Origin of the sequence: Polaromonas sp. (genome assembly GCF_018780625.1) — a bacterium.
Lineage (GTDB): Bacteria > Pseudomonadota > Gammaproteobacteria > Burkholderiales > Burkholderiaceae_C > Polaromonas.
On sequence record NZ_JADMJK010000090.1, the window covers coordinates 17,052 to 35,068 of the forward strand.

17 protein-coding genes are annotated in these 18,017 nt (G+C 65.4%); 4 read left to right on the top strand and 13 right to left on the bottom strand.

The features are described 5' to 3' along the window. Positions 1 to 115: 115 nt before the first annotated feature. Complete coding sequence (locus IV091_RS08280) at positions 116 to 994, top strand: MBL fold metallo-hydrolase (protein WP_293467456.1); 879 nt, start codon at positions 116 to 118, stop codon at positions 992 to 994. Positions 995 to 1,077: 83 nt separating this feature from the next. Here the strand turns inward: IV091_RS08280 and IV091_RS08285 are convergent, their stop codons facing one another. Then, positions 1,078 to 2,448 (bottom strand): DUF3422 family protein, encoded by a 1,371-nt coding sequence (locus tag IV091_RS08285; protein ID WP_293467459.1) that lies wholly within the window; start codon positions 2,446 to 2,448, stop codon positions 1,078 to 1,080. Positions 2,449 to 2,760: 312 nt separating this feature from the next. Here IV091_RS08285 and IV091_RS08290 point away from each other — a divergent pair, with 312 nt between their 5' ends. Further along, on the top strand, positions 2,761 to 3,234 hold the full coding sequence (locus IV091_RS08290) for a rhodanese-like domain-containing protein (protein ID WP_293467462.1): 474 nt from the start codon (positions 2,761 to 2,763) through the stop codon (positions 3,232 to 3,234). Positions 3,235 to 3,246: 12 nt separating this feature from the next. On the opposite strand, the gene IV091_RS08295 is transcribed toward IV091_RS08290, so the two are convergent. Further along, on the bottom strand, positions 3,247 to 4,248 hold the full coding sequence (locus tag IV091_RS08295; protein WP_293467465.1) for a C4-dicarboxylate ABC transporter: 1,002 nt from the start codon (positions 4,246 to 4,248) through the stop codon (positions 3,247 to 3,249). 181 nt (positions 4,249 to 4,429) lie between these two features. On the opposite strand from IV091_RS08295, the gene IV091_RS08300 reads away from it, so the two are divergent. Beyond that, positions 4,430 to 5,098, top strand: coding sequence for a DUF2238 domain-containing protein (locus IV091_RS08300; RefSeq protein ID WP_293467493.1), 669 nt, complete (start codon positions 4,430 to 4,432; stop codon positions 5,096 to 5,098). A gap of 27 nt (positions 5,099 to 5,125) precedes the next feature. Here the strand turns inward: IV091_RS08300 and IV091_RS08305 are convergent, their stop codons facing one another. Continuing rightward, positions 5,126 to 5,971 (bottom strand): UPF0149 family protein, encoded by an 846-nt coding sequence (locus tag IV091_RS08305; RefSeq protein WP_293467468.1) that lies wholly within the window; start codon positions 5,969 to 5,971, stop codon positions 5,126 to 5,128. A gap of 176 nt (positions 5,972 to 6,147) precedes the next feature. Between IV091_RS08305 and IV091_RS08310 the strand changes: the two genes are divergently transcribed. Next, positions 6,148 to 7,452, top strand: coding sequence for an MFS transporter (locus IV091_RS08310; protein ID WP_293467470.1), 1,305 nt, complete (start codon positions 6,148 to 6,150; stop codon positions 7,450 to 7,452). On the opposite strand, the gene IV091_RS08315 is transcribed toward IV091_RS08310, so the two are convergent. From IV091_RS08315 to IV091_RS08360, 10 genes are all read right to left on the bottom strand, one after another. Then, complete coding sequence (locus tag IV091_RS08315) at positions 7,445 to 7,864, bottom strand: putative toxin-antitoxin system toxin component, PIN family (RefSeq protein WP_293467472.1); 420 nt, start codon at positions 7,862 to 7,864, stop codon at positions 7,445 to 7,447. The two genes, IV091_RS08310 and IV091_RS08315, sit on opposite strands and share 8 nt — an antisense overlap. Next, the gene (locus IV091_RS08320; RefSeq protein ID WP_293467474.1) at positions 7,854 to 9,221 is read right to left on the bottom strand and encodes a THUMP domain-containing protein; all 1,368 of its coding nucleotides are present in this window, start codon (positions 9,219 to 9,221) and stop codon (positions 7,854 to 7,856) included. Before IV091_RS08320 ends, IV091_RS08315 begins: the two co-directional genes overlap by 11 nt. Before the next feature lie 77 nt (positions 9,222 to 9,298). After that, complete coding sequence (locus IV091_RS08325) at positions 9,299 to 10,822, bottom strand: RNA polymerase factor sigma-54 (RefSeq protein WP_293467476.1); 1,524 nt, start codon at positions 10,820 to 10,822, stop codon at positions 9,299 to 9,301. A 228-nt stretch (positions 10,823 to 11,050) separates the two neighbouring features. Beyond that, entirely contained in the window at positions 11,051 to 11,839 is a 789-nt protein-coding gene (gene lptB / locus IV091_RS08330; protein ID WP_293467478.1) for an LPS export ABC transporter ATP-binding protein, read from the bottom strand. A gap of 14 nt (positions 11,840 to 11,853) precedes the next feature. Further along, positions 11,854 to 12,480 (bottom strand): lipopolysaccharide transport periplasmic protein LptA, encoded by a 627-nt coding sequence (lptA, locus tag IV091_RS08335; protein ID WP_293467480.1) that lies wholly within the window; start codon positions 12,478 to 12,480, stop codon positions 11,854 to 11,856. Between the two features lie 138 nt (positions 12,481 to 12,618). Continuing rightward, entirely contained in the window at positions 12,619 to 13,452 is an 834-nt protein-coding gene (locus IV091_RS08340; protein WP_293467482.1) for a hypothetical protein, read from the bottom strand. A 344-nt stretch (positions 13,453 to 13,796) separates the two neighbouring features. Then, positions 13,797 to 14,459 (bottom strand): thiol:disulfide interchange protein DsbA/DsbL, encoded by a 663-nt coding sequence (locus IV091_RS08345; RefSeq protein ID WP_293467494.1) that lies wholly within the window; start codon positions 14,457 to 14,459, stop codon positions 13,797 to 13,799. Positions 14,460 to 14,593: 134 nt separating this feature from the next. Next, entirely contained in the window at positions 14,594 to 15,247 is a 654-nt protein-coding gene (locus IV091_RS08350) for an SPOR domain-containing protein (protein WP_293467485.1), read from the bottom strand. 54 nt (positions 15,248 to 15,301) lie between these two features. After that, complete coding sequence (argS, locus tag IV091_RS08355; protein WP_293467487.1) at positions 15,302 to 16,987, bottom strand: arginine--tRNA ligase; 1,686 nt, start codon at positions 16,985 to 16,987, stop codon at positions 15,302 to 15,304. A 182-nt stretch (positions 16,988 to 17,169) separates the two neighbouring features. Beyond that, complete coding sequence (locus IV091_RS08360) at positions 17,170 to 18,015, bottom strand: HTH-type transcriptional regulator ArgP (RefSeq protein WP_293467489.1); 846 nt, start codon at positions 18,013 to 18,015, stop codon at positions 17,170 to 17,172. Positions 18,016 to 18,017: the final 2 nt, after the last annotated feature.

Here is an 18,017-nt window from a genome sequence, read left to right on the forward strand (position 1 = left end):
AATACTTTCATTGGACACGGGCAGCATGTTTTGGACTTGATGTAAATCAAGCAAGACCTCCAGGGTTACGCCCGCAGCGCCCTGTTTTTTTCAAGTCAACGACGAAAGCCCCGCCATGCCGCAGCCACTCGCCATAGAACACTTCTTTGACGAAGACACCTCCACCTTCAGCTACCTCGTGCTGGACCACCGCACGATGCAGTGCGCGCTGGTCGACAGCGTGCTGGACTACGACCCCAAATCGGGACGCACCAGCACCCGGTCGGCAGACAAACTGGTGGCGCGCGTCCAGGCGCTGGGCGCGCAGGTGCAGTGGCTGCTGGAAACACATGTGCACGCCGACCACCTGTCGGCCGCGCCCTATCTGCAAAGCCAGCTGGGTGGGCGCATCGCCATTGGCGGCCGCATCACCACGGTGCAGCAGGTGTTTGGCAAGCTGTTCAACGCCGGCCCCGAGTTTGCCCGCGACGGCTCCCAGTTTCAGCGCCTGTTTGAAGATGGCGACCTGTTCACCATTGGCAGCCTGCCCGCGCGCGCCATGCACACACCCGGCCACACGCCGGCCTGCATGACTTACGTGATTGAAGATGGCGCGGGCACCGTGGCTTTTGTTGGCGACACGCTGTTCATGCCCGACTACGGCACTGCGCGCTGCGACTTTCCGGGGGGCGATGCGGCCGTGCTGTACCGCTCGATCCAGAAAGTGCTGGCCCTGCCGCCCGAGACCCGGCTGTATTTATGCCACGACTACCCGCCCGGGGGGCGTCCCGAGGCCCACATGAGCACCGTGGCCGAGCAGCGCAGCGCCAACATCCATGTGCACATCGGCGTGACCGAGGACGCATTCGTAGCCATGCGCCGCGCGCGGGACGCCACGCTGTCCATGCCGGTGCTGATGCTGCCGTCCGTGCAGGTCAACATGCGCGCCGGAAAAATGCCGCCGCCCGAGGACAACGGCGTGCGCTATCTGAAGATTCCGGTTGATGTGCTGTAGGCGGGCCTGAGCACGGACCCCGCGCTGCTTGCCGCCCTTCAACACAAAGGGTTGCCCTTGTTTGAGCACATTGACGCGCGGTTTCAATGCCCGGTGTGCAGCTTTCGGTGAATGCGCCGCGTGGTGCTCCAGACCGCCCACAGCACCAGCGGGATCAGTGCCCCGGCCGCTATTTCGGGGTTGATCGGCACGCCCGCGCCCTTGAGCGCCTTGCCGCCGTAGAGCAGCAGGCTGACCACGTAGTAGGAGATCGCCGCGATCGACAACCCTTCCACCGTGCTTTGCAGGCGCAGCTGCAGTTCTTGCCCGCGCGTGAGCTTTTCCAGTAGCTGCTGGTTTTGCACCTCGGTGGCAATGTCCACCCGCGTGCGCAGCAAGGCGCTGGTACGTGACACCCGCTCTGACAATGACGCGAGCCGCTGCGCGGTGGATGCCACGGTGGCAATGGCGGGCGACAGCCGGCGCTGCATGAAGTCGCCCAGCGTTTGCGTGCCGGGAATGGGCTGCTCGCGCAATTCGGTGATGCGCTGGGTCACCAGCGTGTCGTAGGCGCGGGTAGCTGAAAACCGGTACACATGCTCGGCCGTGGCGCGCTCCACACGGGCCGCCAGCGATACCAGCGTGTCCAGCAGTTCCTGGTCTGACGCCGACTTGAGCTCGAGCCGCGCCGTGATGTCAGCCAGCGCGTCGTCTGACGCGGTCAGCATGGGGCCCAGCTGCTTGGCCACGGGCAGGCCGCGCAGGGCCATGAGCCGGTAGGTTTCGAGCTCCAGCAGGCGGTGCGAGATGCGGCCGACGCGCGTTTGCGTGGTGCCCGGCGGCACGATCACCAGCATGCGTTCAAAGCCGCTGGGGCGCAGCATGAAGTCGGTCACTGCCCAGGAGTGGCCGGCATTGCCCGTCACCGAAGCCACCACCGGGTGTTCGCCAAACCAGGCCCGGGCCTGCGCCAGCGTGTCGTCCACCGCCGCCAGGTCGCCATGCACCATGGCCAGCTTGATGGCCGCAATGGTGCGGCCCGGTATGCCGCGCAGCCATTCAGGCGCCAGCACCAGCGCGGACATCAGTTCGGGGTCAGACGCGCCAAGCTGTGCGTGCGCGGGCAAGGGCTGCACGATGGCGTAGCGGCTGAACTCGGTGTGCCGCTCCCACTTGACGGTATAGCCCTCAAAGCGCAGGCGCAAGAAATTGCCCTGCAGGCTTTCGGGGGCCAGGTCCTGCTGACCGGGCAGCAGGCGCAGGTGCGCGCATTCCTGCTCGCGCGTGACGCCTTCATTGAACACGGCCACATACACCACCAGCGCCGGCACGCGGATGCGCGCGGGCGGGCGGGCATGCACCTCGTTGTGCAGCATGGCGCGCTGCGCGTCGTCGTCGGGCAGCATGCGCTGCGCCAGTGGCACCGACGGTCTGGACGGCAGCAAGGCAGAAGGATGAACAAGAGGTGGATTCATGGCGCTGAAGGTGTGGGTGACGGGGCTATTGTGCGGTCAATTTTTGGGGTCTTTCCATGAACCGCCTCCCGACTCGTCAGCGCGAGCGAAGCGCGGCGATCCATCGCCGAAAAAGCGCAGTCATGGATTGCCGCACTTTATTCGCAATGACAGGGATAGATTGCACCGGCTCATGGTTCGTGTGCAGTTCTGGAACGGAACAAGAGGCGCGCAACCGGCCTCTTGCCGGCGCGGGTTGGCATCGAGGCGCTTTCTGGATACACCATATATCGCAGATTGCTTATATGATCCAGCGTCAACACTGGAGACATCATGAAAAAAGTTACTTCACGCTGGGCCGTCAGCCTGAGCCTCGGTTTGGGCCTGGCGCTGTGCGCACCGGTCTGGGCCGACAACAAGGCTGCGGCCATCGACGAAATGGCGGGCTACCTGGAGTTTGTGGACTATGGCGGCGCCACCATTTTTCCCGAGCAAATCCCCAAGGACGAATACGCCAAGATGATGGTCATTGACGCCCGCGATGCCGCGCAGTTCAGCGCCGCGCACATTCCCGGCGCCGTCAACATCGAGTGGCGCCAGGTGCTGGCCAAGAGCAGCCAGATTCCCAAAAACAAGCCGGTACTGATCTACTGCAACACCGGCTCGCTGTCGGCCCAGGCGGGCTTTGCGCTGCGGGTGGCCGGCTGGGACAACGTGCGGATTTTGCAGGGCGGCTTTGCCGAGTGGCAAGCCAAAGGCGGACTGGACGCCAACGCCAGGGCGGCAGGCGCACAGCCCAAGCATTGATGCCCCCACGCCCTACGCGCCGGCCGGCGTGATCATCGCTACCGGCTCAGGCGCCAGCAGCGTGCCTTCGCGCAGCCCCTTCACGGTGGCCAGCGACAGCGCGGCAATCACCAGCGTCGTCAGGGCCAGCACCAGCATCGCCAGGGGCTGAAACCAGCGGGCGGCATGGGGCGCCAGTTGCAGCGTCAGCGCGGCAAACGCCGCCAGCGGAAACGACAGCGCCCAGAGCGTCACGCTGAACGGCTGCGAAATGGCGCGCTTGAAAATACCGGCCGACCAGACCAGGAAAAACAGCGCCACGCCCCAGGCCATCCAGGACAGCAGCGGCGACGCGCCCAGTTGCAGCGCGGCCAGGCCCGCCACGGCCGGCGGCGACACCGTGATGAAGGTGCTGGCCAGCAGCCGCTCGGGCCACAGGCCTGCCGTGCCCACGCGCACGGCCAGCAGCGTGAGCAGCACCGGCCACAGCAGCAGCCCCAGGCCCAGCTGCGCCGCCGACCATTGCGAAGAACCCAGCGCCACGCCAGCCAGCGGCGCCAGCATGTTGCCGACCACGGGAATCAGCATCAGCGGCGTCAGGCTGGGCCAGACCAGGCCGCCCTCCTTGTTGCCCTTGAGCCAGCGCGACAGGACCCACACCGTGACGCCAAACTGCCAGGCCGCGCCCAGCACCCACAGCACCCTGGCGGGCGTACCGGCTCCGGTCAACGCGGTGGCGACGGTGGCCAGCAACAGCAGCGACGCCGGCAATGCCGCCACCAGCGGATGGCGCACCGGGTGCTTCAGGTCATCGGCCAGCGCCAGCGGATAACGTTGCCAGCGCAGCAGCGACAGCCCGGCCAGCAGCGCAAACACCAGCGCCGCCAGCGCGCCAAGCACCATCGCCCCGGCGCCCGCCGTGTCACCCAGAATGGGCACCGCGCTGTGCCAGGCCAGAGACAGCCCCGACAGGCCCATGACGACGACGAACCAGCCGGGCATGAGGAATTTGAGCGCAGTGGGATGGTGGGGCATGAAGGGGACTCGGTTGCAAAGGGACGCGCGCGGCTTGGACCAACGCCTGGCAGGAGGGTGAAGAATAGCGCCAATGGGGCCGCGGCTTGATTTTCAGCCCGCGGCAGGCGGTGCCATGGCTTTGCGACATACTGGCGCGGGGCACTGCCCCATTTTTTCAACCGACTCCAGCGAGCAATCCATGGCCACCGACACCGTAACTATTTCAGGACGACGCCCCCGCCTGCTGGCCGTACTGGGGCTGCTGGTGCTGGCGGCCTTGCTGTGGTCGGGCGTGGCGCCTTATGACCGGGGCACCTGGCTGATGGAGGTCGCGCCCGTGCTGATGGCCGCGCCGGTGCTGCTGGCCACCTGGCGCCGCTATCCGCTGACGACGCTGCTGTACGCGCTGATTGCCCTGCACGCGCTGGTGCTGATCCTGGGCGGCGCCTACACCTACGCGCGCGTGCCGATGGGTTTCTGGCTGCAGGATGCGCTTGACCTGGGCCGCAACCCCTACGACAAGATCGGCCATTTCATGCAGGGCCTGGTGCCCGCCATGGCGGCGCGCGAAGTGCTGCTGCAGCGCGGCTACTTGCGCCACCAGGGCATGGCGGCGTTTCTCGCGGTCTGCACCGCCATGGCGATCAGCGCCGTGTACGAACTCGTCGAATGGGCCTCCGCGCTGGCGCTGGGCCAGGGCGCCGATGAATTCCTGGGCACGCAGGGCGACCCGTGGGACACGCAGTCGGACATGTTTTATGCGCTGATCGGGGCGACGGTGGCGGTGACGCTGCTGCGGCGCTGGCAGGACCGGCAGATGGAGGCGCTGCATGCGTCGCAGCAAGCTGCGCAGATGCCCCGACGCTAAAAAATCAGCAGCAACCAGCCCTGATCTTCAAGCCCCGCAGCACTTCTTGTACTTCTTGCCGCTGCCGCACGAGCAAGGATCGTTGCGCCCCGGCGTGGCTTCCTTGCGGATGGTCTCGACTTTCGGCCCCATGGTTTTCCACAACTCGCGCAGGTCGTACACGGCCCAGATCGCTTCGCCGAAGGCGTTGAGCCGGGCAATGCTGGTGCTGGGCGTGCCTTCTTCGCTCAGCGGGGACACTTCGCGCGGGCCGGTGTCGTCTTCGCTCATGGCGACGATGGCCTGCAGCGCGCCGTCCAGCCATTTGGCGGCGTCCTTGTCGCGCGGGGCCATCCATTCGTCGGGCCAGCTTTCCACGGCAAACATGAAGCCCAGCGCCCACACCTGGGCAAAGGCGGGCAGGTCTTCGTCCTTGAACGCGGCCTGCTCCTCGGGCGGCATGTCGGCCACGGCGCCGCGAATGTCCATGACTTCGGGGTGGTAGCAGGCCTCGTCTTCAAGCGAGTTGACTTCGGCGTCGAGCGCGGTGACGACTTCGTTCCAGCGCTGATTCCACAGCGCCAGGAAGCGTTCGCGCTGTGCATCGCTGGCAAAGGAGCCGCTTTCGGCGTCCGCCTCCTCGCCTTCGGCCGGCGTGCCCAGCAGCACGGACAGGTATTCGTCAGCAGCAATCGGGCGGCGCGAGCAAACCACGGCGGCCATGAAGCCTTCGCAGAATTCCCACTGCGGCGTTTCGTCGTAGCGGCTGCGCAAGTCGTCCAGGATGGCGTCGAGCTCGTCAAAGTCTTCGGTTTCCATCCACACCGCCTCGGCAGACAGGTCGGAGGTGGCAGGGGTGGCGGGAATAACAGGTGATGTCGGTGATGTCGTCATGGCAATGCAGTCCTGAGCCTCGCATGAGGCTCTTATGGTGCAAGAGTGTATCTGCCGCGCTCCGGGCGCTTGCGCCGCAAGGCTTGCCCGGGTGCCGTCGCGCACCACTATTGCTGGCGTGATGGCGTTACCATCTGCCGCACACTTTGCCGCCCCTTTATCCAGAAAGAAACCCAATGGCGATTTTTGACGACTCCGCACTCAAGCCCGGCGTGGCCAGGCGGGAGGTTTTTGGCTGGGCCATGTACGACTTTGCCAACTCGGGCTACACCACCGTGGTGCTCACGGCGGTGTTCAACGTCTACTTCATTGGCGTGGTGGCCAACGGGGCTGGATGGGGCACGCTGGCCTGGACGCTGGCGCTGTCGGCGTCCAATTTGCTGGTGCTGCTGCTGATGCCGGCCCTGGGCGCGTGGGCCGACGCGCACGCGGCCAAGCGCCGCCTGCTGATGCTGGCAACAGCGGCCTGCGTGGCGACCACCGGCGCGCTAGCGCTGACGGGGCGCGGCGATTTGTGGCTGGCGGTGGCGGCGATTGTGCTGTCCAATTTTTTTTACTCGGTCGGCGAGTCGCTGACGGCGGCGTTTTTGCCCGAGCTGGCGCGGCATGAGGCGATGGGCAAGGTGTCGGGCTGGGGCTGGAGCTTTGGCTACTTCGGCGGCATGCTGTCGCTGGGGCTGTGCCTGGCCTATGTGCTCCACGCGCAGGCACAGGGCCAGGCGGCCACCGACTTTGTGCCGGTCACCATGCTGATCACGGCCACCGTCTATGGCGCGGCCGCGCTGGTGACGTTTGCGCTGCTCAAGGAACGCGCCCAGCCGCAGCGCACGGCACCGGCCAAAAGCTCGGCCTGGGCCGCGCTGGTGGGCAGCTGGCGGCAGGCGCAGCCCTACACCGACTTCAAGCGGCTGCTGCTGTGCGCGGTGTTTTACCAGGCCGGCATTGCCGTGGTGATTGCGCTGGCGGCGGTGTATGCCGACCAGGCGATGAAGTTCTCGCAGAGCGAGACGATGGCGCTGGTGTTCGTCGTGAACATTGCGGCGGCCGTCGGCGCGTTTGCGTTTGGCTACTGGCAGGACCGGCTGGGCCACAAGCCGGCGCTGGCCATGACGCTGCTGGTCTGGATTGCCATGGTGCTGATTGCCGCTTTAACGGAATCGCGCCCCATGTTCTGGCTGGCGGCCACGCTGGCCGGGCTGGCCATGGGCTCGTCGCAAAGCGGCGGCCGGGCGATGGCCGGCACCCTGATTCCGGCGGCGCGGCTGGCCGAGTTTTTTGGGCTGTGGACCTTTGCCGTGCGGCTGGCCGCCATCATCGGCCCCGTCACCTACGGCCTGGTGACCTGGCTGACGCACAACAACCACCGGCTGGCGATTTTGGCGACCGGCAGCTTTTTTGTGATCGGGCTGGCGCTGCTGCAGCGGGTCAACATGCAGCGCGGCACGGCCGCCGGACTAAACGAATCGCTACCCTTTAAATAGCGGACTGCGCCCGCACGCCAAGGGCCACCAGCCTTTTTGACATCGAAAGAACATGCCGGTCCTTGCTCAGCAGCAGGGCTTGTCCGGCCACGGCCAGGTCAATGAACTTCTGGTCGTCGGGGTCGCTACAGGTCAGGCGGGCCTTGACGGCAACGGCCAGCAGGCGGGTGTGGCGGTCAAATTGCGCCAGCACCTGTTCGGCCGTGATTTGGTAAAAACCCAGGCGCGGCACGATTTGCGGGTAGTCCAGCACGCGCGCCAGCTCGTCGCGCATGGCTTGCGTGGCGATCCAGTCGAGTTCGCCGGCTTCAAGCGCTTGCTGGAGGGGTTGTGCCGCCGCGTCCGCGAACACAAACAGGTCCAGCACGATGTTGGTGTCCAGCACGACGGGCTGGCAGGCCTCAGTCGTCACGGCGCGGCGTGGCGGGCTGGTCTGTCTGCTTGGCGCGGGCCGATCCGGCCACCATGTCAAAGCGGAACAGCCGGCATTCGATCGGGCCGTTCCACATCGGCACGCGGCGCGATTCCTTCAGGCGCATCTTGCCGGGCAGCTTGAGGTCGGGCGTCAGGATGTGGGCGGTCCAGCCGGCGTAGTTCTTTTTCCAGTGCGCGGCGAGTTGCGGAAAGAAGTCGGAGGCCTCGTCGCCCCAGGCGTCCTGCGCCTGCTCGCGGCCGGGGTTGGCGGAGCGGTCGCGCGGGGCCTGTGCGGCTTCTGCGGCTTCGGGGCGGCGCAGCGGCTGGCCGAAATCGTCGACGTTCTGGCCGCGCTCGTCGCGCTGGTTGCGGCTTTGAACGCCTGAAATACCGGCCACGCCCGCCACGTCAATGCGCTCGCCGTAGGGCGGGTTCACCAGCATCACGCCAGTGGGCGCTGGCGGCATGCGCTGCAGCGCGTCGCCGCCGCGAAACTGCACGGCATTGGCCACGCCGGCGCGCTCGGCATTGCGCTCGGCAAAGTCGACCATGCGGAAAGACACATCGCTGCCATACACCGGCGCCGTGGGTTCGGTGATCGCATCCTCGGCCTGGTCGAGCAGGCCTTCCCAGACATGGCCCTGGAACGGCAGGTACTTCTGGAAGGCAAACTTGCGGTTGATGCCGGGGGCGATGTTGCAGGCGATCTGCGCGGCCTCGATGGCGATGGTGCCCGAGCCGCAGCAGGGGTCGTACAGCGGCACGCCGTCCTTGCACAGCTGGTCCCAGCCGCTGGCGGCAATCATGGCGGCGGCCAGCGTTTCCTTGAGCGGCGCGTCGCCCTTGTCCTCGCGCCAGCCGCGCTTGAACAGCGGCTCGCCCGAGGTGTCGATGTAGATCGTCACGGTGTCGGTGGTCAGGTGCACATAGACACGCACGTCGGGCCAGTGGGTGTCCACGCTGGGGCGCACGTCGTTGAACTTGTGGCGAAAGCGGTCGGCAATCGCGTCCTTGACCTTGAGCGCGGCAAAGTTCAGGCTTTGCAGCGGGCTGTGCTGCGCCGTGATTTCGACCTTGAAGGTCTGCTTGGGCGTGAACCAGATTTCCCAGGCGACGTTGGCGGCCGCGTTGTACAGGTCCTGCTCGCTGCGGTACTGGCAGTGCTGCAGCTCGATCAGCACGCGCTGGGCCAGCCGGCTGTGCAGGTTGAGCTTCATCGCGTCGCGCCAGGAGCCCTGCAGCTGCACGCCGGCGCGCCAGGCTTTGCCCTGCGTGCCGGTGATGCGCTGGACTTCGGTGGCCAGCAAGGCTTCGACGCCGGCGGCGCAGGGCAAAAATAGTTGAAGTTGATTCATGGTATGGCTTTAAAAATGAGGACGTGACGCGGGGGCATTCGGCGTGACGGTAAAAAAATGGCGAAGAGCGCGGCCGCCTAGAGGGCTTTGCGCAGGCTGGCGGGCGCAATGCGCAGGGCTTCGCGGTACTTGGCCACGGTGCGGCGCGCGCATTCAATGCCTTGCTCCTTGAGCATTTCGGCAATCTGGTTGTCGCTCAGTGGCTTTTTGGTGCTTTCGGACGCGACAAACTGCTTGATCAGCGCGCGCACCGCCGTGCTGGAGGCGTTGCCGCCGGTCTCGGTGCCCAGCGCCGAACCAAAGAAGTATTTGAGCTCGAAGGTGCCAAACGGCGTGCTCATGTACTTGGCCGTGGTGACGCGCGAGATGGTGGACTCGTGCAGGCCCAGCTCGTCGGCGATTTCGCGCAGCACCAGCGGGCGCATGGCCAGCTCGCCGTGGGTGAAGAAGTTCTTTTGCCGCTCCACAATGGCGCTGCTGACGCGCAGGATGGTGTCAAAGCGCTGCTGGATGTTCTTGATGAACCAGCGCGCTTCCTGCAGCCGCTGCTGCAGCGCCTGCCCGCCCTGGCCCTTGTGCTGCTTGAGCGCGTTGGCATACATGTCCTGCACGCGCAGGCGGGGCATGACCTCGCGGTTGAGCGAGACCTTGAAGCCCCGGCCCGATTTGACGACGATGACGTCGGGCACGATGAGGTTGCGCTCGACATTGACAAAACGGCGCCCGGGCTTGGGGTCCAGCCGGGCAATCACGGCAATGGCGCCCTTGATCACGTCGTCGGTAAAACCGCACAAATGGGCCAGGCGCTTGACGTCGCGCTTGGCCAGCAGTTCCATGGGCTGCTGGCACATGGCCAGCGCGGCGCGGGTTTCGTCGCTGGGCTCGGCATCGCGCAGCTGCAGGCTCAGGCATTCGGCCAGGTGGCGCGCGCCCACGCCGGCCGGCTCCATGTGCTGCAGCAGCTTCAGGGTGATGGCGAAATGCTGCTCCAGCTCCTCGGCCTGCTCCAGGTCGCTGCCGGCCAGGCCGGCGGCCAGCGAGGCCAGGCTGTCTTCCAGATAGCCGTCGTCGTTGAGCGACTCGATCAGGAAATGCAGCGCCGCGCGGTCCACCTCGGACAGCCGCAGGCCAAGCGCCTGCCGGTGCAAATAGTCCTGCAGCGACACATGCGCGCCGGTCAGGTCGGACGCTTCGGCGTCGCTGTCGTCCAGGTTGTTCTTGCGCGCGGGCGCGTCGCCGCCCCACTCGCTGTCATCGGGCGATGACTCGACCGAGCCGTCGCCTTCCCAGCTTTCTTCCAGCGTGGGCTCCTGGCTGGATTCGGTGCTGGATTCGGCGTCATTCTGGCTTGTAGCGACGGAAACAGTAGCAGACTCAAATTCGCGAATGTCCTGGCTGACCGGCGTGTCGGTCTGCTCCAGGCCAAAGTCCTCGCGCACGGCGGCCTCTTCAGCGATTTCCAGGAACGGGTTCTCATCGAGCATCTGCTCGACCTCCTGGCTCAGCTCCAGCGTCGACAACTGCAGCAGGCGAATCGACTGCTGCAGCTGCGGCGTGAGCGCCAAATGCTGCGAGACGCGAAGTGAAAGCCCTTGTTTCACCCTAGCTCCAGTCAGTTGATAAGAGACGTTGCGGCGCGTTTTGCAAGCAGGCGCGGCGGGACCGGCTTTGCCGGGCCGCAGGCGTCGCCCCCTTGAGGGGGGAGGGGCTACACGAAGTGAGCCCTAACGGGGGGGAATTCGTCCACGGCTGTGCCGGGCCGCAGGTGACGGCCCCCTCAGGGGGGAGGGAGCTACACGAAGTGAGCGACAACGGGGGGGAACGCATGGCTACATTTTGAAGTGTTCGCCGAGATAGACGCGGCGCACATCGGCGTTGTCCACGATCTCGGCCGGGGTGCCGTTGGCCAGCACATGGCCGTCGCTGATGATGTAGGCGTGGTCGCAAATGCCCAGCGTTTCGCGCACGTTGTGGTCGGTGATCAGCACGCCAATGCCGCGCGCTTTCAGGAACCCGATGATGCGCTGGATCTCGATCACGGCGATTGGGTCAATGCCGGCAAACGGCTCGTCGAGCAAGATAAAGCGCGGCTGTGTGGCCAGGGCGCGCGCAATTTCCACGCGGCGGCGCTCGCCGCCCGACAGCGCGGGGGCGGGCGAGTCGCGCAAATGATCGACCCGCAAATCTTTCAGCAAGGCATCGAGCCGCGCATCAATGGCGGCCGGGGTCAGCGGCTTGCCCTTGTCGTCCTGCTGCAATTCGAGCACGGCGCGCACGTTCTGCTCCACCGTGAGCTTGCGAAAAATAGACGCTTCCTGCGGCAGGTAGCTCAGCCCCAGCCGGGCACGCTGGTGAATCGGCATGTGCTCGATTGGCTGGCCGTCGATGGAAATTTGACCGGCGTCGGCCCGCACCAGGCCCACGATCATGTAGAACGAGGTGGTCTTGCCCGCGCCATTGGGGCCCAGCAGGCCCACGACTTCGCCTTTTTCCACGGTCAGCGAAACATCCTTGACCACCTTGCGGCTGCCATAGGCTTTTTGCAGACCCTGCGCCACCAGTCGGCTGGGCGCAGCGGGGATGGTGGCGGTTGCGTTGGTGTCAGTCTCCCGATTCATCGGATGCAGGCTCTCTAATTGGTAGGGTTGCCCAGCGTGGTGCTGGGGCGCAGGCTGGGCACGGGCCCGGCGGGAGGCGGCACGGGGGCGCCCGGCACGGCAGCGCGCGGCGACAGCATGGCGCGGACCCGCCCGCTTGGGTTGGCGGCCGTGCGGTTTTGCGCGCCGCCATCCACCGTGAACACGTCGGTGACGTTGTTGTAGGTAATCAGGCTGCCCGTGGTTTCGTCGGACAGCGTGGCGCCCTTGAAGCGGCGCATCACGGCGCGCCCGATGAATTTGACGTTGTCGGCGCGGCTGTCGTATTCGATGCGCTCGCCCTCGCCTTCAATGTACTCATCCACCCCATCGCGCTTTTTCCGGTAAAAGGCCAGCTTGCCGGGTGCGGCAATGGCCACAGCCTGCTGGTAGCCCTCGGGGTCCTGATTCACGTCCACGCGTTCGCCGCGAATGATGGTCGTGCCCTTGGTGATGACCACGTTGCCCGTGAACACGCTGGACTGCTTCAGGTCGTCATAACGCAGGGCGTCGGCCTCGGCATTCATGGGCTTGTCGCGGTCGGCGGTTTCAGCAAGAGCCGCAGACGCAGCCCCCGCCGCCAGCGCGGCGATCAGGAGCAGGGAGAAAAAGGATTTTTTCATAAGGCACGAATCTTGCTGCATGGTGAATCTTGCCATTGTAGCCAAGCCGACGGGAGGAATGCGCCTGGGGCGCAATTATTGACATTTCCGAAGCCGGGGCCTGCGCCGCCGTGGCGGCGCCTACTCAAGCCACAAGGATCACTTGGCGCCCTGTGACGGCCAGGCCTGGCCTGCCGTCTTAAGGCGTGCGCGCTCATCGACGTCATACGAGCCGAAGACTTCGCGGACCGAGCGGGTTTCAGGCAGCACGTACACAATGCCGTCGGTGCCGGTAAAAGCCGGACCAACCACATTCTTGTAGAACGGGACCGGCACATTGATGCAGCCATAGGAGACGCGGTTGTCCAGCGGGCTGGGCGTGGCCAGGCGCTCGGCCCGGCGTTCCCTGGCGGTGCCGGTGACCACCGGATGCAGCGAAATCGCGGCATCGTAGTCGATCCAGAGAATTTCCTTGCCCTGCAGGTTGCGGTCCTGTGCGGCCACAAAGCGGCCGGCGGACGTGGTGCGCTCCTCGGGGCGAATGCTCGACAGCTTGCGCTGGCCTATGCCCGGCACCGCTTCATCGCCAATGGCCAGGCCAAGCAGCGCGGGCGATTCACCACGCAGCTGGCCGCCCGGCTCAAATACGAACACCCGGGCGTCCACCTTGTCGACCACCACAAAGGGCAGGCTGCCGTTGTCGCCCGAATCAACGACCCAGTCCGCCACATGCCTGGCCTCCCGGGATGGGCTCGCCTGGCCAAAATTCGCCCGCTTCGGAAAATACGCACCCGGCGCATCGGTAACGGCGGGAACCGGGGAAGACTGCGCCGCCGGGTGCCCGGGATTTGCGCCAGGCAATGGTGCAGCGGCCTCCGCCGCCAGCGCCGGTTGGCCAGCCAGCCCGGCGAGCAGCAGGCCAAGGACCGGTCCGCACCAGAGCCCCTTCGCCGTGATCGCGCGCGGCCCGGTCCAGCTTTTAGAGTGTGTCATATCGAGGATCCAGACCACATGTTTTGTTGCACGGCAATGCGAGAACCTTAACGCTTAATTGCGATCCTGGCTGGTTGGTTAGCACCGGCATTGAAGTGGCCTCGGTGAGCCGAGGTCTTGCGGTTGGCCCTTCAGGCCTTGTCCCGGGCTACAGGCCATCCGCCGCAGTTTCAATCGGGGCGATTTCATGGTGGCCCGTAACCGTGACAAGCCCGGCAGCAGCCCTGCACGGCCATTGGGTCAATTGACGGATGCCTGATGCCGGGAATCCGGGCTCAGGGGATTGCCTTCCATAGCGTCCAGCCTTTTCCGCAAAGGAGGCCGGCCGCTACAGGACTAAATGATCACGCCTTGCCGCGAGAAAGTCCCACCAGGTAGTCGGCCACCAGCAGCGCGCGCGGCATGGTTTGCGCCAGTGAGCCGGACGTGAAGTAACGCCCGGCCACGCCCAGCGCCGGTACGCCGTCCACCTTGTAGGTGTCCTGGAGCTGCGTGGCCTTGCGGGCCTTGGTGCTGACGGAAAACGAGTTGTACATCTCGGTGAATTTCGCCTTGTCAATACCCTGCTTTTCGGCCCAGGCAGTGACCAGCGCGGCTGTGTTCAGCGCCTGCTTTTCCACGTGAATGGCATAAAACACTTTTTTGTGGAGTTCCTCGACCTTGCCCATGCCTTCGAGCACGTAGTAGAGACGCTGCTGCGGCTCGAAATCGGGGCGAAAGGACACGGGAACGCGCCTGAGAACGACGTCCTTGGGCAGTTTTTTGGCCCAGGCCTCGAGTTGCGGCTCAAAGCTGTTGCAGTGCGGGCAGCTGTACCAGAAAAACTCCACGACCTCAACCTGCCCCGCGGCGACCTCGGTCGGCGCGGGCTTGTCCAGCGCCAGGTAATCAGTGCCCTGCTTGAAGGCACTGGCCTGGGCTTGCGCTGCGGTGGGCAGCACGGCGGCGCCAAAGGTGGCTGCGGCCGCTACGGAAGCGGCTGAAAGCGAAAACTCACGTCGTTGAATCAATTTTTTCTCCTGGAATAACGGGGATGGCAGGGACAGCCGGGCATTAACGCTTGACCGTAACAGTGCAGCAATGATGGCGTATTTACCCGGTGTAAAGATTTGACACGCCAGCCCGGAAAAGTTCAAACCACTTATCGCTGAACCCTGACCAGGGCCGTCTCGATGGAGTTGTTGTCCAGCCGTTCCTTGACCTTTTCGGCATCGTCTTTTTTATCAAACGGCCCCACGCGCACGCGGTACACGGTGCGCCCCGACTGCTCGCGCTCGGTCACCCGGGCCTGCATGCCCAGCAGCAGCAATCGGGCGCGCTGCTGCTCGGCGTCTTCCGGCGTGCGGTAGGCGCCCGCCTGGATGAAATAGCTGAACGGATCGGGACCCGCGCTGGCCTTGGGCTCCTGCGCCTTGGCGTTGGCCAGATCGCCCAGCGGATCCGCGGAAGCGGCAGGCTTGGCAGGTTTGATGGACTTTTCAGGCTTGGCGGCAGCCGATGCAGCGGGTTTGGGTGCCGTCACCACGTCCGGGTCAGGCGCAATGACATCGCCCGCTTGGGCCGGCGCCTGGGCCGGCGGTTTGGCGACGTTTTTCCCGGCCAACCCGGCGTTCGGGTTCCAGTCCCGGTTCTTTTTGGCCTCCATCGCATCACCGTCGGGGTTGCGGGGCTGGCTCTTGTTCATGAAGGGAATTGGCACCTTCGTGATGTAGACCGCCACGGCCAGCGCGGCGCCCAGGCCAATCAGGGTGCCAATAATGATCCCCAGCAGGGTTCCACCTCGTTGTTTTTTCATACCTTGCCCAGCTTCCTTGCCCAAATCTGAAGTCATCAATACGGTCAATCCGGTTTACATCTTGCGCGGGGCGCTGACGCCCAGCACCGCCAGGCCATTGTGCAACACCTGCGCAGTGGCCGCGATGAGCGCCAGCCGCGCCAGCTTGACCGCCTCGTCGTCCACCAGGATCCGCTCCGCGTCGTAGTAGCTGTGGTAGCAGGCCGCCAGTTCACGCAGGTAAAACGCCACGTCGTGCGGCGCCAGACCGCTGGCCGCATGGCTGAGCATGTCGGGGTACCTGGCCAGCAGCAGCATCAGGGCCTGGGCCTGCGGGCTGGACAGCGCGGACAGGTCCACGTCCTTGAGCAGGTTTTCGTCGCCGCCTTGGGCCGCCCAGGTGGTCAGGATGGAGCAGATGCGGGCGTGCGCGTACTGCACGTAGTACACCGGGTTTTCATTGTTCTTGGCGAGCGCCAGGTCAATGTCAAAGATGTATTCGGTGTCGGGCTTGCGGCTGAGCAAAAAGAAACGCACGGCGTCGGCGCTGGTCCATTCAATCAGGTCGCGCAGCGTGACGTAACTGCCGGCGCGTTTGGATATCTTGACCTCTTCGCCGTTGCGCACCACGCGCACCATGGTGTGCAGCACGTAGTCGGGGTAGCCCAGCGGCACGCCGGCATCGGCCGCCTGCAGGCCGGCGCGCACCCGGGCAATGGTGCCGTGGTGGTCCATGCCCTGGATGTTGATGGCTTTGGCAAAACCGCGCTCCCACTTGGCCAGGTGGTAGGCCACGTCGGGCACAAAGTAGGTGAACGTACCGTCGCTCTTTTTCATCACGCGGTCTTTGTCGTCGCCGTAGTCGGTGGACCTGAGCCAGAGCGCGCCGTCCTGCTCGTAGGTCTTGCCGGCGTCTTTCAGGCTGGCCACGGTCGATGCGACGCGGCCCGAGCTGTACAGGCTCGATTCGAGGTAGTAGTTGTCAAAACGGACCGAAAAGGCCTGCAGGTCCAGGTCCTGCTCGTGGCGCAGGTAAGCCACGGCGAACTGGCGAATCGAGTCCATGTCCTCGATGTCGCCTGATGCTGTGAATTCGCGGTCGTCGGACTTGACGGTTTTGCCCGCCATGAAGTCGGCGGCGATGTCGGCAATGTAGTCGCCGTTGTAGGCCAGCTCGGGCCAGTCGGCGTCGCCGGGCTTGAAACCCTTGGCGCGCGCCTGCGTGCTGGTGGCCAGGGTCTGGATCTGCACGCCGGCGTCGTTGTAGTAAAACTCGCGCCAGACCTGGGCGCCCTGGGTCGCAAACAGGTTGCAGATCGCGTCGCCCAGCGCGGCTTGGCGGCCATGGCCCACATGCAGCGGACCGGTCGGGTTGGCCGATACAAACTCAACAATCATGCGCGGCTGGCTACCCGCAGGCTCGCGGCCGTACTGGGCGCCGCCTTGCAACACCTCGCGCACGGTTTCCTGCTTGGCTGCGGGTTTGAGGCGGATGTTGATGAAGCCCGGGCCGGCAATTTCAATCGCCTCCACCCAACGCTCAAAGGCCGGCGCCTGCAACAGCAGCGCACGCAGGGCTTCGGCCGTTTGGCGGGGATTTTGCTTGAGCGGCTTGGCCAGCTGCATGGCCGCCGTGCAGGCGAAGTCGCCGTGGGCCGCCACTTTGGGGGATTCAAAAGCGGCTTTGGTGCCGGCGCCGGGAGAGAGTTGTTCGAGCGCGTCAGCCAGGGCTGCGAGCAGGTCTTTTTTAATCGAGAGCATCGGACGATTTTACGGTGACGGCCGCCGGGCGCGGCTGCGGCAGGAAGGCGCCACCGGCCTGCCGCAGCGGGCGAGTGCACAACGCTACTTTTTTTATAGCTACAAGTTCCCGTGGTTACGTGGCTAAAGCCGTATTTTATACAAACTTTATCGCCGCCAGGCACGCGACGGCGAAACCGGCATCAGTGCTGCAGCAGACGCTCGCTGGCAGCCCGCTTGATGGCCTGTGTCAGCCGTTGCGCGGCCAGCGGTTCGCGCGCCCAGTGCTGCCAGTACAGCACCACGTCGACCGGGTGGCCGGGCAGCACTTCCTGCAGCGGCAGGCCGGCGGGGCGCGCTGCCAGCAGCATGTCGGGCACCATGCCCCAGCCCAGGCCCAGCGCCAGCGCCAGCTCGAACGCATCGACCGCCGGCACGAAGTGGCGCGGGTAGAGCGCGCCCTGCAAATTGAAATGCTGCGCCAGGAACGCGTCCTGCAAGGCGTCCTTGCGGTTGAAGATGACTGCCGGGCTGCGCAGCATGCCGTGCGGCAGCGCCCCGCCCCAGGCGGCAATCAGCGCCGGCGCGGCCACGCAGCGGTAGCGCATGATGCCCAGCGGCTCGGCCACGCAGCCGCGCATGGACTGCGCCAGCGTGGTCACGCAGCCCACCACGTCGCCGCTTTTCAGCGCGTCATGGGTGTGGTCCTGGTCGTCGACCACCACATCGAGCAGCAGGCGGTGCGTTTGCAGCGCGCTGGCCACGCCGGGCAAAAACCAGCTGGTCAGCGAGTCGGCGTTGACCGCCACGCTCAGGGTCTGCATGCCGGCACCGCCGCCCGGCAAGCCGGCCATCAGGTCGGACTCCATCAGCCGCACCTGCTTGACATGGCCCAGCAGCGCCTGCCCGGCGGGGGTGGCGCGCACCTGCTTGCCGCGCACCAGCAAGCGCTGCCCCAGCGCGGCCTCCAGCGACTTGATGCGCAGCGACACGGCCGCCAGCGTCAGGCTGAGCGCCTTGGCGGCGGCGCCAAAGCTGCCGTGTTCAATGA

Excerpts from the sequence above, each read along its gene's own strand:
- IV091_RS08280 (WP_293467456.1), top strand. The coding sequence starts at position 116 with ATGCCGCAGCCACTCGCCATAGAACACTTCTTTGACGAAGACACCTCC.
- IV091_RS08285 (WP_293467459.1), bottom strand. The coding sequence starts at position 2,448 with ATGAATCCACCTCTTGTTCATCCTTCTGCCTTGCTGCCGTCCAGACCG.
- IV091_RS08290 (WP_293467462.1), top strand. The coding sequence starts at position 2,761 with ATGAAAAAAGTTACTTCACGCTGGGCCGTCAGCCTGAGCCTCGGTTTG.
- IV091_RS08295 (WP_293467465.1), bottom strand. The coding sequence starts at position 4,248 with ATGCCCCACCATCCCACTGCGCTCAAATTCCTCATGCCCGGCTGGTTC.
- IV091_RS08300 (WP_293467493.1), top strand. The coding sequence starts at position 4,430 with ATGGCCACCGACACCGTAACTATTTCAGGACGACGCCCCCGCCTGCTG.
- IV091_RS08305 (WP_293467468.1), bottom strand. The coding sequence starts at position 5,971 with ATGACGACATCACCGACATCACCTGTTATTCCCGCCACCCCTGCCACC.
- IV091_RS08310 (WP_293467470.1), top strand. The coding sequence starts at position 6,148 with ATGGCGATTTTTGACGACTCCGCACTCAAGCCCGGCGTGGCCAGGCGG.
- IV091_RS08320 (WP_293467474.1), bottom strand. The coding sequence starts at position 9,221 with ATGAATCAACTTCAACTATTTTTGCCCTGCGCCGCCGGCGTCGAAGCC.
- lptB (WP_293467478.1), bottom strand. The coding sequence starts at position 11,839 with ATGAATCGGGAGACTGACACCAACGCAACCGCCACCATCCCCGCTGCG.
- lptA (WP_293467480.1), bottom strand. The coding sequence starts at position 12,480 with ATGAAAAAATCCTTTTTCTCCCTGCTCCTGATCGCCGCGCTGGCGGCG.
- IV091_RS08340 (WP_293467482.1), bottom strand. The coding sequence starts at position 13,452 with ATGACACACTCTAAAAGCTGGACCGGGCCGCGCGCGATCACGGCGAAG.
- IV091_RS08350 (WP_293467485.1), bottom strand. The coding sequence starts at position 15,247 with ATGAAAAAACAACGAGGTGGAACCCTGCTGGGGATCATTATTGGCACC.
- argS (WP_293467487.1), bottom strand. The coding sequence starts at position 16,987 with ATGCTCTCGATTAAAAAAGACCTGCTCGCAGCCCTGGCTGACGCGCTC.